Raw genomic sequence first — 16,482 nt, 5'->3', positions numbered from 1 at the left:
GCCTTTCGCTCCGGGGCCGTTGCCGTACGCGCCGTACGACCGGCGGCTCAGCTGTGCGTACGCAGCAGGGTGCGCATGGTCCGCATGGCGACGGAGAGGTTCGCCAGGTCGAAGCCCTCCGAGCCGTGGATCTCCTCCAGCGTCGCCCGGGCACGGCTGAGGATCGCCGCGTTGGCCTGCTCCCACGCCTTGAACCGCTGCTCCGGCGTCGAGGTGCCGTTGCCCACGGACAGCACGTCCGCGGTCAGCGCCGCGTGCGCCGCGAAGAGGTCCTCACGGATCGAGGCGCGGGCCATCGACTGCCAGCGGTCGTTGCGCGGCAGGTCCAGGATGCGGTCGAGGAGCTGGTTGATCCGCAGCCGGTCCCCCAGGTCGTAGTAGACCTCGGCGACCTCCAGCGGCTCCTTGGCCAGCCGGTCGGCGACCGCGACGATGTCCAGCGCCGGGAAGACCGACGAGAAGCCGGACACCTGGACGGCCAGCTGCTCGGGCACGCCCGCGCCGGTCAGCTCCTCCAGGATCGTCTCGAACCACTCCAGGTCGCTGCCCTGGAGCAGCTTCGGCAGCTGCGCCCAGACCTCCCCGACCCGCTCGGAGAAGAAGTCGATGGTCTCCGACAGGGCCAGCGGCTGCGGGCGGTTGTTGAGCAGCCAGCGGGTGCCGCGCTCGACCAGCCGGCGGGAGTGCAGCCGGATCCGGGTCTGGACGTCGGCCGAGACGACATTGTCGAGCGCCTCGACGTCGTCCCAGACCTGGTTGAGCCGGAAGATCGCGCGGGCCGCGGTGTGCGCCCGGACGACCTCTTCGAGGGAGGCGCCGGTCTCCTCCCGCATCCGGTGCAGGAAGCTCGTACCGCCGGTGTTGACGGTGTCGTTGACCAGCACCGTCGTGACGATCTCGCGGCTCAGCGCGTGCCCGTCGACCTGCTCGGGGAACCGCTCGTAGAGCGCCGAGGGGAAGTAGGCGTGCAGCAGCCGCTCGAGGTACGGGTCATCGGGCAGCCCGGTCTGGATCAGCGCGTCGGCGACGGTGATCTTGGTGTAGGCCAGCAGCACCGCGGTCTCGGGCTGGGTCAGGCCGCGGCCGGCGCTCAGCCGCTCGCGGATCTGCCGGTCGGTGGGCAGGAACTCCAGCGCCCGGTCGAGGTGGCCGTCCCGCACCAGGCGGCGCATGAACCGCTGCTGGGCGTGGAGCATGCTGGACGACTGGGCGAGGGCCAGGGCCAGGGCGGTGTTCTGCGCGTAGTTGTTGCGCAGCACCAGCGCGCCGACCTCGTCGGTCATCTCGGCCAGCAGCTTGTTGCGCTGCTTGACCGTCATGTCGCCCTCGGCCACAACGGCGTTGAGCAGGATCTTGATGTTGACCTCGTGGTCGGAGGTGTCCACACCGGCGCTGTTGTCGATCGCGTCGGTGTTGATCTTCCCGCCGGCCGTGGCGAACTCGATCCGGCCCAGCTGCGTCAGACCCAGGTTGCCGCCCTCGCCGACGACCTTGACCCGCAGGTCCTCGCCGTTGACGCGGATGGCGTCGTTGGACTTGTCGCCCACGTCGGCGTGCGACTCCACCGAGGACTTCACGTACGTGCCGATGCCGCCGTTCCACAGCAGGTCGACCGGCGCCTTGAGGATGGCCCGCATCAGATCGGCCGGGGTCATCTTCTTCACGCCGGCCTCGATGCCGAGGGCGGCCCGCACCTGCGCGTTGATCGGGATGGACTTGGCCGAGCGCGGGTGGATGCCGCCGCCCTGCGAGAGCAGCTCGGTGTTGTAGTCCGCCCAGGACGAGCGGGGCAGCTCGAAGAGCCGGCGGCGCTCGGCGTACGAGGTGGCCGCGTCCGGGTTGGGGTCGAGGAAGATGTGCCGGTGGTCGAAGGCGGCGACCAGCCGGATGTGCTCGCTGAGCAGCATGCCGTTGCCGAAGACGTCACCGGACATGTCGCCGACGCCGACGACGGTGAAGTCCTCGGTCTGGGTGTTCACACCCAGCTCGCGGAAGTGCCGCTTCACCGACTCCCAGGCGCCGCGGGCGGTGATGCCCATGCCCTTGTGGTCGTAGCCGGCGCTGCCGCCGGAGGCGAAGGCGTCCCCGAGCCAGAAGCCGTAGGACTCGGCGACCTCGTTGGCGATGTCGGAGAACGTCGCGGTGCCCTTGTCGGCGGCGACGACCAGGTACGTGTCGTCCTCGTCGTGCCGGACCACGTCCTTGGGGTGGACGACCTCGCCGCCGACCAGGTTGTCGGTGATGTCCAGCAGACCGGAGATGAAGGTCCGGTAGCAGGCGATGCCCTCGGCCAGCCAGGCGTCCCGGTCCTGCGCCGGGTCCGGCAGCTGCTTGCCGACGAAGCCGCCCTTCGCGCCGACCGGCACGATGACGGTGTTCTTGACCATCTGCGCCTTGACCAGGCCGAGGATCTCCGTACGGAAGTCCTCCCGGCGGTCCGACCAGCGCAGACCACCGCGCGCGACCTTGCCGAAGCGGAGGTGGACGCCCTCGACGCGGGGGGAGTACACCCAGATCTCGTACGCCGGGCGGGGCGCCGGCAGGTCGGGGATGGCCTGCGGGTCCAGCTTCATCGACAGGTAGCCGTGCGGCGCGCCCTGGCGGTTCTTCTGGTAGTGGTTCGTGCGCAGGGTCGCCTTGATGACGGTCAGGAAGGCCCGCAGGATGCGGTCCTCGTCCAGGGACGCGACCTGGTCCAGGGCGCCGTCCAGCTCCTCCAGCAGCCCGTCGGTCAGCTCCCGGCCGGCGCTCTGCCGCTCCGGGGACATCCGCGCCTCGAACAGCGAGACCAGCAGCCGGGTGGTGTGGACGTTGTTGGCGAGGGTGTCCTCCATGTACGTCTGGCTGAACGTGGAGCCCGCCTGCCGGAGGTACTTGGCGTAGGCCCGCAGCACCATCGCCTGGCGCCAGTTGAGGCCGGCCCGGAGAACCAGCTTGTTGAAGTTGTCGCTCTCGGCCGCGCCGGTCCACACCGCGGTGAAGGCGTCCTGGAAGCGCTCGCGGGCGTCGTCGCCCTTGATGTGCTCCGGCATCCGCAGGCCGAAGTCGTAGATCCAGGCGCGGCTCGCGTCGGCCAGCCGCAGCTCGTGCGGGCGCTCGTCGACGACCTCGACGCCCAGGCGGTTCAGGCCGGGCAGCACCCGCGACAGCGAGACCTGCTCGCCCCTGCGGTAGATCTTGAAGCGGCGCTCGCCGGGGCCGGCGCCGACCGGCTCGTAGAGGCTGACGGAGAAGTCCTTGCCGGGCTCCTCGGTGAGCTTCTCCAGGTGCGTCAGGTCGGCGACCGCGCTGCGCGGGCTGTTGTCGGCCTTGTAGCCCTCGGGGAAGGCGTGGCTGTAGCGGCGCAGCAGCTCGGCGGCGCGCTCCTCGCCGACCTCGGCGGTCAGGGCCTCGCCGAACCCGTCGGACCACGAGCGGGCGGCCTCCACCAGGCGGCTCTCGATGCGGTCCGCGTCGGCGTCGGTGAGGTCGGGAAGGGTGGACCCGGCCGGGACGCGGATGACGAAGTGCAGCCGGGACAGGACGGACTCGGTGTTCCAGGCCGTGAAGTCGACGCTGGTGCCGCCCAGCTCCTCCTTGAGGATCTCGATCAGGCGCAGCCGGACGGCGGTGGTGTAGCGGTCGCGCGGGAGGTAGACCAGCGCGGAGTAGTAGCGGCCGTACTCGTCCTGGCGCAGGAAGAGCCGCAGCCGGCGCCGTTCCTGGAGGTAGAGGACGCTGGTCGCGATGGACCGCAGCTCGTCGACGGGCGTCTGGAACAGCTCGTCGCGGGGGTAGGTCTCCAGGATCTGCAGCAGGTCGCGGCCGTCGTGGCTGTCCGGGCTGAAGCCCGCGCCGTCCAGGACCTCGGCGACCTTGCGGCGGATGACCGGCACCCGGCGCACCGACTCGGTGTAGGCGGCCGAGGAGAACAGGCCCAGGAAGCGCCGCTCGCCGATGACGTTGCCCTGCTCGTCGAACTTCTTGACGCCGACGTAGTCGAGGTAGGACGGGCGGTGGACGGTGGCGCGGCTGTTGGCCTTGGTGAGGATCAGCAGCTTGTGCTCGCGGGCCTTGGCGCGGGCGTCCGCGGGCAGCCGGTTGAAGGACGGCGAGACCGGGTGGCCGGCGTCGCTCTCGCGGTGCGGCGGGTCGGCGCGCAGGATGCCCAGGCCGGTACCGGGGACCGCGGTCAGCACGTCTTCCTGGACGCCGCCCTCACCGGGCGCGGAGTCCAGCTCGTACTCGCGGTAGCCGAGGAACGTGAAGTGGTCGTCGGACAGCCACCGCAGCAGCTCCTGGGCCTCCTCGACCTCCAGCTCGCGCAGGTCGTCGGCGAGCGGCTCCTTCGGCAGCTGGTCGGCGATGCGCAGCGCGCCGGCGCGCATCTTCTCCCAGTCCTCGACGGCCTCGCGGACGTCGGAGAGCACCCGCAGCAGATCGGCGGTGATCTGCGTCAGGTCCTCGCGGTCGGTCTCGCGGTCGATCTCGACGTGGATCCAGGACTCGGTCACCGCGTCGTGCGGCAGCTCGGCGGCCTTGGTCTTGCCGTTGCCGTGGGCGTCGCCGTTGGTGTCGAGGAGCTCGATGAGCTTGCCGGCGACGTCGCGGCGGACGGTGACCTGCGGGTGGATGACGACGTGGATGCCGCGGCCCTGCCGGGAGAGCTCGTTGGTGACCGAGTCGACCAGGAACGGCATGTCGTCGGTGACGACCTCGACGACGGAGTGGCTGCAGGTCCAGCCGTTCTCCTCGACGGTCGGGGTGTGCACCCGGACGTTGGCGGTGCCCTGCGGGCGCGACTCCGCGAGGCGGTAGTGCGAGAGCGCGGCGCCGAAGACGTCGACCGGGTCGCGGTCGATCAGGTCCTCGGGGGCGGTGTGCAGGTAGTAGCGCTGGAGGTATCCCGCGAGGGTGTCCGGGTCGAGCCCCCCTACCGGGTGCTTGCCCCGGCCGGGCTGCTCTCAACGACCCGGGCGGCCCTGGCGAGCAGCTCGGTTTTGGCTTCGTCCAGCTTGGTCTGCATGTCCTCTGGCTCCTGTCGCGCGCCGTTGCGTGACGTTGTGGAAGAACTGTGTGGAAGCCGCACAACGCCGTGACGCGGGAAGTCCTGTCACTGCCGGCGATGTACCGCGATGAGGGGGGGCCGTGCCGTTGTCGACATTCTCGGACGAAGTCGGCAGCAAGTGTCGGCCGCAACGACCAGCGACCGCCCGGTCACAGATGTGTCCCGGGCGCACGGCAGGGGCCTCGACGCCCCCGCGGGTTATCGCGCTGATCACGGTGCAAGGCTATCGCTCTCGATACGGGTGCCGTCATGGGCCGTGGGAGTACAAAACCTCTGCCCGAACTTAGCCCTTCTGGACAACGTGCCGCCGGGGTGGCGTATGCGTGGCCGGCGGGCGATGTGCCGGGGTGGCCTCCCGCCGGGCCACCGAAGCCCTACGCCATCATGACGCCCGCCAGCTCCACGGCCTCGGCGAGCGTGTCGACCACCGGGACTCCCGGGACCGCGGCGGTCTCCAGGCTGGCGCGGCTGTGCGAACCGCCCGTGTAGAGCACCGCCGAGGCGCCCGCCTCCCGCGCGGCCACCGCATCGTCCACCGCGTCACCGATCACGACCGTACGGCCCGGGTCGACCTCGGCGAGCGCCGCCAGGTGGCGCACCATCTGCGCCGCCTTCGTGCCCCCGGACGGCCCGGTCCTGCCCTCGACCAGCACGAACCGCGACTCGATCCCGAAGCCGCGGACGAGGGGTATCAGCTCGTCGTGCCCGAACATGCTGAGGATCGACTGGCTGCCGCCGGCCGTCTGCCACGCCTCCAGCAGCAGGTCCACGCCCTCGGCGAGCCCGCACGCCAGCCGGTGCTCGGAGTAGTGCCGGTGGAACGTCTCGTCCATCACCAGCCACTCGGCCTCCGTCGGCAGCCGCCCCATCAGCCGCTCGTAGAAGCGCGGCACCGGGACGCAGTACAGCTCTCGATACACCTCCAGCGTGATCGGCTCCAGGCCGATCTCGGCGAAGGCGGAGTTGGTCGCCCCGATGACGGCGTCGATGTCGTGGAACAGCGTGCCGTTCCAGTCCCAGACGATGTGTGTCGCGTACTTCCCCATGCTTTCCCCAGGTCGCTTCCCGTGCCCGGACCTCTTGTGCGGCCCGTGCACCTCCCTGAAGAAAAAGTACCCGGGCCCACTGACAACGCGACCCGGACGCCGGCGACGGCCCGTGCGGGCCCGGCCGCCGCGCGCGCCACACCCCGACCGCGCCCCGCGGCCTCCGGCGATCCGGCGACCCGGCGACCCGGCGACCCGGCGACCCGGCGACCCGGCGATCCGGCCTCAGGCGATCAGCTGGGGGATCTCCTGCACCCCGAACCACATCAGGTCGTGGTCCTCGGCGCCGTCCACCGTGAACTGCGCGTCGTCGTCGCCCTGGTCCGCCGCGCCCAGCGCCGCCGCGGCCGCCGCGACGTCCGCCTCCGCGTCCGTGGCGTCGACGTGCACGGCGGCGGCCTTCGACAGCGGCACCGGCCCGGGGAGCCGCACCTCACCGAGCCCCGACGGGTCGAGCCCGCGGTCCGGGTCCGGCACCGCCGCGCCGTCCGGCACGTCCACGGCCACCACGACCCGCCGCCGCGGGGTCTGCGGGTGGCCGGCGAGCTGGCGCAGCGACGCCTGGGCCGCGCGGTTCAGCGCCGCGTACTCCAGCTCCTCGATGTCGTCCGAGACGTACCACTCGCGCAGCGCCGGCGTGACGGCGAACGCGGCCAGCGGGCCGGGGCCCAGCTCACCGTTCTTGTGCGCCTCTGCGAGACCGGAGAGGGTCAGGGGGACATAGACGCGCATGGCAGCCGCTTCCGCTCGTTTCACTCGGTGTGAGGGACTGTCCCGCCAGCATACGGGCGGGAGTCCCCCATCGTGCCGCCCGTACGGCCCCTCCACGACCCGGTCCGGCGGCCCCCGGCAGCGGTCCGCAAAGGCTCTGTGCCGGGCCGCGCCACGGAAGAGTGAATCCGGCGCCCCCGTACCGGGCCGGTTCCCGCGCCTTGCCGCCGTTCCGCTGCCGCCGATACGAAGATCCCCACCGGAAAGCTACCGCCCAGTAATCGGGCTGGGAACGAAGGGGGAACTCATGAGCAGGGACGACACCATGACCGGAAGCGAGATCCTGCCAGGGGGCGAAACCGGAACCGACGGCCCCGCCGCGGCGACGGACACACCCCCACCACCACCGGGCACCGCTCCGGCCGGCACACGGGGCGGCGGCCCGACCGTCCCCCGCCCCCGGCGGTCCACCCCGGCAGGCCGCGGCCCCCTCGGCCCGGCCGGCAGCGGACCCGGCGCACGCGGGCGCCGCCCCGGTACGACGCGCCGCGGGCCCGTCCCGCCGGCCGCGGGCCGGCCCGTACCGCCCCGCTCCCCACCGTCGGGGCCCAGCGCCGGGCACAGGAGGGCCGGCCGCACCTCTGGTTCGCCCACCAGCTGGTGCTCACCCTCAGCGGGCAGCGCCCCGTCCACGCCCTGCTGGGGCATGCGCTGCCCGCCGCCTACGACCGGCTGGCGGAACTCGCCCCGCAGGCACCACTGCGGCCCGTCCTGGGGCCGGGCCGGCGCGGGCCCGTGCCGACCGTCCGCGAGTGCGGGCTGTGCCGGCCGCGACGCGGCGTCATCGAGGCGTTCGCCCGGATCACCACCGGCGAGCGGCTGCGCGCCCTGGCCTTCCGGCTGGAGCTGGGCGCCGACTCCCGCTGGCGCTGCGCCGCCCTCGACATCGGTCCGGGCCCCGCCCTCCCGGGCCCGGCGTCATGACCCGGCCGTCCGCAGACGAAAGCGCCCCGGCCGGTCTCCGGCCGGGGCGCCCCGCACGGTCCGGGCCGGGCGTGCTCCGCCCGGCCCCGGTCACCGTCCCGTACTCACTTCTTGCGGCGCCGTCCGCCGCTCTTCTGGGCCTTGCGCCGCTCCGCGCGGGTCAGCCCGTCCGCCTCGGAGCGGGCCGGCCCGCCCGGCTCCTCGTCGCTGATGAAGTCGCCCTCGATGACGCTGCCGTCACCGTCCACCTTGGGCGCGGTGAAGTGCAGCCGGTCCGGGCGCTGCGGCGCCTCCAGTCCCTTGGCGTGGATCTCGGGACGCCCCGCACCCGCGGGCACCGCCTCCTGGGCGGGCAGCTCCGCGGCCTCCTCCACCGGGACCTCCTCGACCTGCTGCTCCACCTGGACCTCCAGGTTGAACAGGTAGCCGACGGACTCCTCCTTGATGCCCTCCATCATGGCGGTGAACATGTCGAAGCCCTCGCGCTGGTACTCGACCAGCGGGTCCTTCTGGGCCATCGCCCGCAGGCCGATGCCCTCCTGGAGGTAGTCCATCTCGTAGAGGTGCTCGCGCCACTTGCGGTCCAGGACGGACAGCACGACCCGGCGCTCCAGCTCGCGCATGATGTCCGAGCCGAGCTGCTCCTCGCGGGCCGCGTACTGCTCGTGGATGTCGTCCTTGACGGCGTCGGCGATGAACTCGGAGGTCAGGCCCGCGCGGTCGCCGGCCTCCTCCTCCAGCTCCTCGACGGTCACCTTCACCGGGTAGAGCTGCTTGAACGCGCCCCACAGACGGTCCAGGTCCCACTCCTCCGCGAAGCCCTCGACGGTCTCCGCCTGGATGTAGGCGTCGATGGTGTCGTCCATGAAGTGCTTGATCTGCTCCTGCAGGTCCTCGCCCTCCAGGACGCGGCGGCGCTCGCCGTAGATGACCTCGCGCTGGCGGTTGAGCACCTCGTCGTACTTCAGGACGTTCTTGCGGGTCTCGAAGTTCTGCTGCTCGACCTGCGACTGGGCGGAGGCGATCGCCCGGGTCACCATCTTGTTCTCGATCGGGACGTCGTCGGGGACGTTGGCCATCGCCATGACCCGCTCGACCATCTGGGCCTTGAACAGCCGCATCAGGTCGTCACCGAGGGAGAGGTAGAACCGCGACTCGCCCGGGTCGCCCTGACGGCCGGAGCGGCCACGCAGCTGGTTGTCGATCCGGCGCGACTCGTGCCGCTCCGTGCCGAGCACGTACAGCCCGCCGAGCTCCTTGACCTCCTCGAACTCCGCCTTCACCGCGGCCTCGGCGCGCTCCAGGGCGGCGGGCAGCGCGGCCGCCCACTCCTCGACGTGCTCGACCGGGTCGAGCCCCATCTGGCGCAGCTCCGCCTCGGCGAGGGTGTCGGGGTTGCCGCCGAGCTTGATGTCCGTACCGCGGCCGGCCATGTTCGTGGCGACCGTGACGGCACCCTTGCGGCCGGCCTGGGCGACGATCGACGCCTCCCGGTCGTGCTGCTTGGCGTTGAGGACCTCGTGCGGCACGCCGCGCTTGTTGAGCTGCTGGGAGAGGTACTCGGACTTCTCCACGGACGTCGTGCCGACCAGGATCGGCTGACCCTTGCCGTGCTTCTCCACGATGTCCTCGACGACCGCGTCGAACTTCGCGGGCTCGGTGCGGTAGATCAGGTCCGCCTGGTCCTTGCGGATCATCGGCCGGTTCGTCGGGATCGGGACGACGCCGAGCTTGTAGATCTGGTGGAACTCGGCGGCCTCGGTCATGGCCGTACCGGTCATGCCGGAGAGCTTGTCGTAGAGGCGGAAGAAGTTCTGCAGGGTGATCGTGGCGAGCGTCTGGTTCTCGTCCTTGATCTCCACGCCCTCCTTCGCCTCGATGGCCTGGTGCATGCCCTCGTTGTAGCGGCGGCCGGCGAGGATACGGCCGGTGTGCTCGTCGACGATCATGACCTCGCCGTCGATGACGACGTAGTCCTTGTCGTTCTTGAAGAGCTCCTTGGCCTTGATGGCGTTGTTGAGGTAACCGACGAGCGGGGTGTTGACCGACTCGTAGAGGTTGTCGATGCCCAGCCAGTCCTCGACCTTGCTGACTCCGGACTCATGGATGCCGACGGTCCGCTTCTTCTCGTCGACGTCGTAGTCGCCGGTCTCCTCGACGCCGCGCTGCGGGTTGGCCGCCTCGCCGCGCTTGAGGCGCTGCACCAACTTGGCGAAGTCGCCGTACCACTTGGTGGCCGAGTCCGCCGGGCCGGAGATGATCAGCGGCGTACGGGCCTCGTCGACGAGGATCGAGTCGACCTCGTCGACGACCGCGAAGTTGTGGCCGCGCTGGACGAGTTCGTCCTGCGACCAGGCCATGTTGTCGCGGAGGTAGTCGAAGCCGAACTCGTTGTTCGTGCCGTAGGTGATGTCGCAGTTGTACTGCTCGCGGCGCTGCGCCGGCGTCATGTCGGCGAGGATGCAACCGACCGTCAGGCCCAGGAACTTGTGGACCCGGCCCATCATCTCGGAGTCGCGCTCGGCCAGGTAGTCGTTCACCGTGATCAGGTGGACGCCCTTGCCGGACAGCGCATTGAGGTACGTCGGGAGGGTACCGACCAGGGTCTTGCCCTCACCGGTCTTCATCTCGGCGACGTATCCCAGGTGCAGGGCCGCGCCGCCCATCAGCTGGACGTCGTAGTGGCGCTGGCCGAGGACGCGCTTGGCGGCCTCACGGACCGTGGCGAACGCCTCGGGGAGCAGGTCGTCGAGGCTCTCGCCGTCGGCGTACCGCTCCTTGTACTCGTCCGTGAGCGCCCGGAGCTCTGCGTCGGAGAGGGCCGCGAAGTCCTCCTCGATGGAGTTGACCTGGCCCGCGATGCGGTGCAGTTTGCGCAGGATCTTTCCTTCGCCTGCACGCATGATCTTCGTCAAGACGGACACTTGGGCTGGTCTCCTTGCCGGTCGGGCCTGCACGGTCGAGTGCGCGGGCGCGGCATTTTTCCAAGGGGGCAGGCCCCGCCGCAACGGCCATCGTAAGGGAGGACGCCGCCGGGCCGGGAGGTCCGCCGCAGCGAACCCCGCCTTCCCCTCCTCACGTGAACGCACGAGCCCGCGAGAAGGTGCCGGACAGGTGCCGGGAATCACGCGAAAACCGTTCGCGGCGCCTTGCGCAGACTTGCAGACTCAGGCCATGAAGCCCGTCACCCTCACGACCGAGCGCCTGGTGCTGCGCCCCTTCGAGCCGTCGGACGCGCCCGCGGTCCACGCCGCCTGCCAGGATCCCGACATCCCGCGCTGGACGGCCGTGCCCTCACCCTACGGTCTGCGGGACGCAGAGCAGTACGTCGGCACGGCCGTCCCCGAGGGCTGGCGGGACGACATCGCCTACAACTTCGCCGTGGTCTCCCGGGCCGACGGCGCCCTGATCGGCTCGATGGGCCTGGTCCGCCTCACCCAGTTGCGCACCCCCGAACGCCAGGCCGAACTGGGCTACTGGACCGCCAAGGAGCACCGCGGCCGCGGCTACACCGTCGAGGCCGCCCGCGCGGTGCTGCGCTGGGCCTTCCGCGAGCTGGGCGTGGAGCGTATGGAGTGGCTCGCCGAGGCCGGCAACGAGGGCTCCCGCGCCGTCGCCCGCGCACTGGGCTTCCAGATGGAGGGCACCCTCCGCGCCAAGCTGGTGCACGAGGGCACCCGCCGGGACGTATGGATCGGCTCCCTGCTCCCCTACGACCCGGCCGGGTACCCGGACACCGACGGGACGGACGCCGCGGGCACCGACGGGACGGGCCGCCCCGCGGCGGACAGGACGCCGTACCTGCCCTACCCGCACTGAGCGATCCCCGCTGTCTCCGCAGGTCACAGGCTTCTGCCGGGCGTTGTCAGTGCCCGCCCCTACGCTGTGCGAACATGACCGCCGCCACACAGCCACCGCACCGGCCGAAGCCCGTGACCGCCCTCTCCCGCGACGACGCCCGCCGCCTGGCGCTGCGGGCGCAGGGGCTCCTGGGCGCCCCGGACCGCCGGGCGGGCGTCCGCGGTGTGCTGCGCCACCTGGGCGCGGTGCAGCTCGACACGATCTCCGTGCTCGCCCGCTCGCACGAGCTCGTGCCGTACGCCCGGCTCGGCTCCGTCGGCCGCCCCGCCGTCGAGGCCGCCTACTGGAGCACGGCCGACGGGGGCACGCCCGCGGCCCGCCCCACAGCTTCGAGTACTGGTCGCACGCCGCCTGCATCCTGCCCATCGAGGAGTGGCCGCACTTCGCCTTCCGCCGCCGCGCCCGGCGTGCGAAAGGTCACCGCTGGCACGTCATGAAGGACTCCGAGCGGTCCTGCGCCGCCGTCCTGGCCCGGCTCGCGGCCGACGGCCCGCTGACCACGTCCGAGCTGGGTGGCGGCCGCAACGGCGGGGAGTGGTGGGACTGGTCCGAGACCAAGATCGCCGTCGAGTGGCTGCTGGACACCGGCGACGTGGTCTGCACCGAGCGGCGCGCCTGGAAGCGCGTCTACGACCTCGCCGAGCGCGCCGTCCCCGCCGAGCTGCTGCACGACGACCTCGACGACGCGGAATGCCTCCGCCGCCTGGTCGCCCAGGCAGGTACGGCCCTGGGCGTGGCCACCCGCGCCGACCTGGCGGACTACCACCGCCTGAAGGGTGAGCAGGTCGATGCGGTGATCGCCGACTCCGGGCTGGTCCCGGTCGAGGTCGAGGGCTGGACCAAGCCCGCCTGGGCCGATCCCGCCGCCCTGGCCACCGCACCGCGCGGCCGGCACCGTACGACCCTGCTCTCCCCGTTCGACTCCCTCATCTGGGACCGGCCGCGCACGGAGCGGATCTTCGGCTTCACCCACCGCCTGGAGGCGTACGTCCCCGCCCGCAGCGGATACACGGCTATTTCGCGATGCCCCTGCTGGCCGGCGGGCAGCTGGTCGGCCGCGTCGACCCGGCCCGCGAGGGCACCACCCTCGTCGCCCGCCAGGTCTCGATGCGCGACCGCAAGGCCGTCGCCCCCATGGCCGGGGCCCTCCAGGAGGCCGCGACCTGGGTCGGCTGCGACACCGTGCGCGTCGACCGCTGCGACGACCCACAGCTCGCCGCCGCCCTGCGCGCGGAACTCATACGCGGGGGCGCTTAGGGAGGGCGAGGGCTCCGGCCGGTCAACGATGCCCGGCCGCCGGAGCCCGGTCAGCCGATCACGGTCAGTGGATCGGCCAACGGGACTCGGCCAAGGGTCTCGGTCAGCGGGACTCGGTCAGCGGATCTCGAGGATCTTCTCCCGCATCGCGTAGACCACCGCCTCCATCCGGGAGTGCAGCTGCAGCTTCTCCAGGATGTTGCGGACGTGGTTCTTCACGGTGTTCTCGGAGATGAAGAGTTCCTTGGCGATGTCGCGGTTGTTCATGCCCGTGGCGACGAGCTTGAGGACCTCCAGCTCACGGTCGGTGAGCCGGGGCGCCGGCACCAGCCGGCGCTCGTCCGTCCGCTGGATCATCGACTTGAACTCCGTCAGGAGCTTCGACGCCATCGACGGGCTGATCTGCGACTGGCCGTCCGCGACCGCGCGGATGGCGGTCGCCACCTCGTCGGTGGAGATCTCCTTGAGGAGGTAGCCGGTGGCGCCGGCCTTGATCGCGTCGTAGAGATCGGCCTCTTCGTCGCTGATCGTGAGCATGATGATCTTCGCGCTGGGGGCCACCTCCTTGATGGAGGTACACGCCTCGATCCCGCCGCGCTTGGGCATCCGTACGTCCATCAGCACGATGTCCGGCAGCAGATCAGCGGCCTTGTCGACCGCCTCCGCACCGTCCCCCGCCTCGCCGACGACCTGGATGTCCTCTTCCTGGGCCAGCACGATCTCCAGGCCCCGCCGGAAGAGCGCGTGATCATCCACCACCAGGACCCTGATCGGCTCCTTGCGCGGCACGCTCACGGACCGGCCGGCGCCGTCGTCGCCCCCGACTCCGCTGTCGTCGTCCGCGTCACCGCGCACGGGCCCGAAACTTTCCCCCATGGATCCTCCCCGTCAACTACTCGGCCGGAAGGCCAGAGCTTGGAAATAAGGCTGGTTGACAACAGCCCCCTGCGGCCAGCCCGATCAACGCCATACGACCGCCTCCCCGGCATGTCGCCGTTTGGTGCCCACATGCTGCCTGGCTGGCACAAACACTATACGGCTTCAACTCCTGCTATCTCCGGGCACGATGGTGCCCCCGGGCGTACGCCGGGGGCACCGAGCGGGTGGGGTTCAGCCGCCCAGCGCGCCCCCTGCGCCGCCGGGCTCCTCCTCCCCGAACGAATCGGGGTTCAAGTGGATGACGCCATAGTCGTATGCGTGCCGCCGGTAGACGACACTCGGCAGCTTGGTGTCGGCGTCGACGAAGAGATAGAAGTCGTGTCCGACCAATTCCATCTCGTTGAGCGCCTGGTCGAGCGACATCGGTGCGGCCGAGTGGGTCTTCTCGCGGACGATCAGGGGTCCTTCACCCTGGACGTCGATCGATCCCATCCTCGTGGTCGGCACCGACTCTTCGGCTTCGGTGGCGAGTTCGCCGTTGGTGTTGAGGCTCGCGACGCCGGGGACGCTCACGGCGACCTCACTCGCCGGGATGCGGCCGTTGCCGCGGCGTGAGAAGCGCTTGTCGTGCTGCTTGCGCAGGCGCGCCTCCAGCTTTGCGGTAGCCAGGTCCAGCGCGGCGTAGGGATCGGCTGCGGCCGCCTCGGCCCGGACCACCGGGCCACGGGAGCGAAGCGTGATCTCCACTCGGTCGGAACGGTCGGCCTGCCGCGGGTTGTGCTCCTTGGACACCTCGACGTCCAAGCTGATCACCTTGGCGTCGAGCTTCTGGACTTTCTCCAGCTTCAGCTTCTCGGCCACGTGCTTACGGAACCGCTCGGGCACCTCGGTCTTGCGGCCCTTGACGACGATGTCCACGCAGAACTCCGTTCCCGGTCGCACCGCTCAGCAAGCGGGGCGATTCCTTCTTGCACCAGGCTCCGGTGGGTGCCGAAGCCTCGGACTTGGCACTTTCACCTCCTCCTCCCCACACGGCACGATCTCCACTCCCCCATTTTTCAGGGTCGCCGCTGGCGCCCCTGAACGCATCCATCGCGACATCCGAGGCAAAACGTCCGCCAAGTCCTCACAACCGAACATAGCTCTCCTGGGCTGTTGTCGGCACCCCCTCGCAGCCCTCGGGTCCGTTTGAGTAATTTTTCCTCCTCAACTACTTGCCTGTTGAAATTCCTACTTGCCGGTTGAATTTCTCCGGCGCCCGGCAACGCCGTGATAGATCTCGGCGATGCCGGAACGACTGGCGGGGGTGCCGTCACGCCTGCGGGACGTGCGGGGGCCGCCGCGGGGCGTGCGGGGGCCGCTGCCAGCGGTGCCGGGGCCGTTGCCGGCCGTGCCGGGGGCACTGTCGGCCGTGCCGGGGGCTCCGGTACTGGGATTGCTGCCGGGGACGCCGTCGACCGCGCCTGAGGCGCCAGTACTGGGGCTGCGGCCGGTGGCAGAACTACTGCCGGTGGGACCGTTGCGGCCGGTGGCCATGCTGCGGCCAGTGGCCGTGCTGCGGCCAGTGGGGTGCTCGAAGCTGCTGGTGGGCGCCGCCACCACCGCCGCGCCGATCACCCGGCCACCCGCCGCCGTAACGGCCCGGGCCGCCTCGGCGAGCGTGGCCCCCGTCGTGACCAGGTCGTCCACCAGCACCACTCGCTGCCCGCTCAGCAGCCGCTCGGCCCACGCCGCACCCCCAGGGCCCCGGCCAGATTCGCCAGCCGCTCCGGGGCGCTCAGCCCCGCCTGGTCAGCCACGGGGCGGAGCTGGTGGAGGGCGGGGAGGACGTGGGCTCTGGGTGGGGCCCCCGCCCCCTCCCCCGCCCCCGTCCCCGCCGCCGCAGCAGCAGCAGTCGAAGCAGCCGCCGTAGCCGCCAGCCCCGACCGGCGCAGCTCGCGGGCTGCCGCCAGGGCGATCCGGCGCACCGGATCATGCCCCCGGCCCGCCACGGACCTGCGGGCCGAGGGCACCGGCACCAGCAGCAGCGGCTCACCGCCGCGCCACAGCCCGCGCACCGCCCGGCCAGTACCCACCCCAGCGGCCCGGCCAGCCGCAGGGCACCCCGCTCCTTGTGCGCGAGCAGCACCGCCCGCACCTCGTCGGCGTACGGCGCGCCCGCCCACACCCCGGGCAGCCCCGGCGGCGCCGGCCGCGGCCAAACTCGCCGTGCCCCTCGGCCGTCCCTCCCCAGCGCCCGACGGCACCGACCGCACAGTTCCGTACGCGGTCGGCCACACCCCGCACAGGCCACCGGCAACACCAGGCCGGCCAGTTCGCGCCACACCCCTGCATGGATCCACTGTCCCGCGGTCCACCGGCGCCCACCACCCCTGTGGATAACTCCGCGGACCGGCCGTCGGCCGCGTGCCGTCAGCGCGAACCCGCTGGTCACCGGCGGTCACGGGACCACGTGGGATCAAGAGGCCACGCGCGATCAGGGGACCACGCGGAATCACCGGAGCCAGGCAAACGGACCAACGAGGCCGACGGACAAGACCGAAGGACAAGATCGACAGACAAAGCCGACCGACCAGGCCGTCCGACCAGACCGACCGACGACGCGGACCGACAAGCCCGAGGAAACCGAAAACAACCAAGGAACCAAAGGAACCAGAGGAAGGAACCAGAGGAACCAAAGCCCGCGAAGGAGCAGAG

The 16,482-nt window shown here is 71.2% G+C and carries 7 protein-coding genes and 3 pseudogenes; 3 read left to right on the top strand and 7 right to left on the bottom strand.

The genetic code is table 11. From position 1 onward, the window contains the following. Positions 1-47 precede the first annotated feature (47 nt). The 3 genes and pseudogenes from OJ254_RS13395 to OJ254_RS13385 all read right to left on the bottom strand — a co-directional run bounded on the left by OJ254_RS13395 (position 48) and on the right by OJ254_RS13385 (position 6,825). Positions 48-5,005 (bottom strand): annotated as a pseudogene (locus OJ254_RS13395) (NAD-glutamate dehydrogenase). A 416-nt stretch (positions 5,006-5,421) separates the two neighbouring features. Next, positions 5,422-6,093 carry an HAD family hydrolase gene (locus tag OJ254_RS13390; RefSeq protein WP_265362512.1) on the bottom strand — a complete coding sequence of 224 codons (672 nt, stop codon included), beginning with the start codon at positions 6,091-6,093 and terminating at the stop codon, positions 5,422-5,424. Between the two features lie 225 nt (positions 6,094-6,318). After that, positions 6,319-6,825: a DUF6912 family protein gene (locus tag OJ254_RS13385; protein ID WP_265362511.1), complete on the bottom strand. Its 507-nt coding sequence runs from the start codon at positions 6,823-6,825 to the stop codon at positions 6,319-6,321. Between the two features lie 639 nt (positions 6,826-7,464). Here OJ254_RS13385 and OJ254_RS13380 point away from each other — a divergent pair. After that, complete coding sequence (locus tag OJ254_RS13380; RefSeq protein WP_265362510.1) at positions 7,465-7,788, top strand: Rv3235 family protein; 324 nt, start codon at positions 7,465-7,467, stop codon at positions 7,786-7,788. Between the two features lie 104 nt (positions 7,789-7,892). Here the strand turns inward: OJ254_RS13380 and secA are convergent, their stop codons facing one another. Next, on the bottom strand, positions 7,893-10,712 hold the full coding sequence (gene secA, locus OJ254_RS13375) for a preprotein translocase subunit SecA (RefSeq protein WP_265362509.1): 2,820 nt from the start codon (positions 10,710-10,712) through the stop codon (positions 7,893-7,895). Between the two features lie 250 nt (positions 10,713-10,962). Here secA and OJ254_RS13370 point away from each other — a divergent pair, with 250 nt between their 5' ends. Beyond that, positions 10,963-11,607, top strand: coding sequence for a GNAT family N-acetyltransferase (locus OJ254_RS13370; protein ID WP_265362508.1), 645 nt, complete (start codon positions 10,963-10,965; stop codon positions 11,605-11,607). A 74-nt stretch (positions 11,608-11,681) separates the two neighbouring features. Further along, a pseudogene (locus OJ254_RS13365) lies at positions 11,682-12,906 on the top strand (winged helix-turn-helix domain-containing protein). Positions 12,907-13,023: 117 nt separating this feature from the next. Here OJ254_RS13365 and OJ254_RS13360 read toward each other — a convergent pair. The 3 genes and pseudogenes from OJ254_RS13360 to OJ254_RS13350 form a co-directional block, all read right to left on the bottom strand. Further along, positions 13,024-13,782 (bottom strand): response regulator, encoded by a 759-nt coding sequence (locus tag OJ254_RS13360; protein WP_261951141.1) that lies wholly within the window; start codon positions 13,780-13,782, stop codon positions 13,024-13,026. Positions 13,783-14,016: 234 nt separating this feature from the next. Continuing rightward, positions 14,017-14,703, bottom strand: coding sequence for a ribosome hibernation-promoting factor, HPF/YfiA family (gene hpf, locus OJ254_RS13355; protein ID WP_030416868.1), 687 nt, complete (start codon positions 14,701-14,703; stop codon positions 14,017-14,019). A 654-nt stretch (positions 14,704-15,357) separates the two neighbouring features. Beyond that, positions 15,358-16,099 (bottom strand): annotated as a pseudogene (locus OJ254_RS13350) (ComF family protein); the annotation flags it as partial. Positions 16,100-16,482: the final 383 nt, after the last annotated feature.

This window comes from Streptomyces endophytica (assembly GCF_026153355.1).
In the GTDB taxonomy this organism is placed as follows: domain Bacteria; phylum Actinomycetota; class Actinomycetes; order Streptomycetales; family Streptomycetaceae; genus Streptomyces; species Streptomyces endophytica.
The sequence above is the reverse complement of the archived record's forward strand: the minus strand, read 5'-3'. Positions and strand labels throughout refer to the sequence as shown.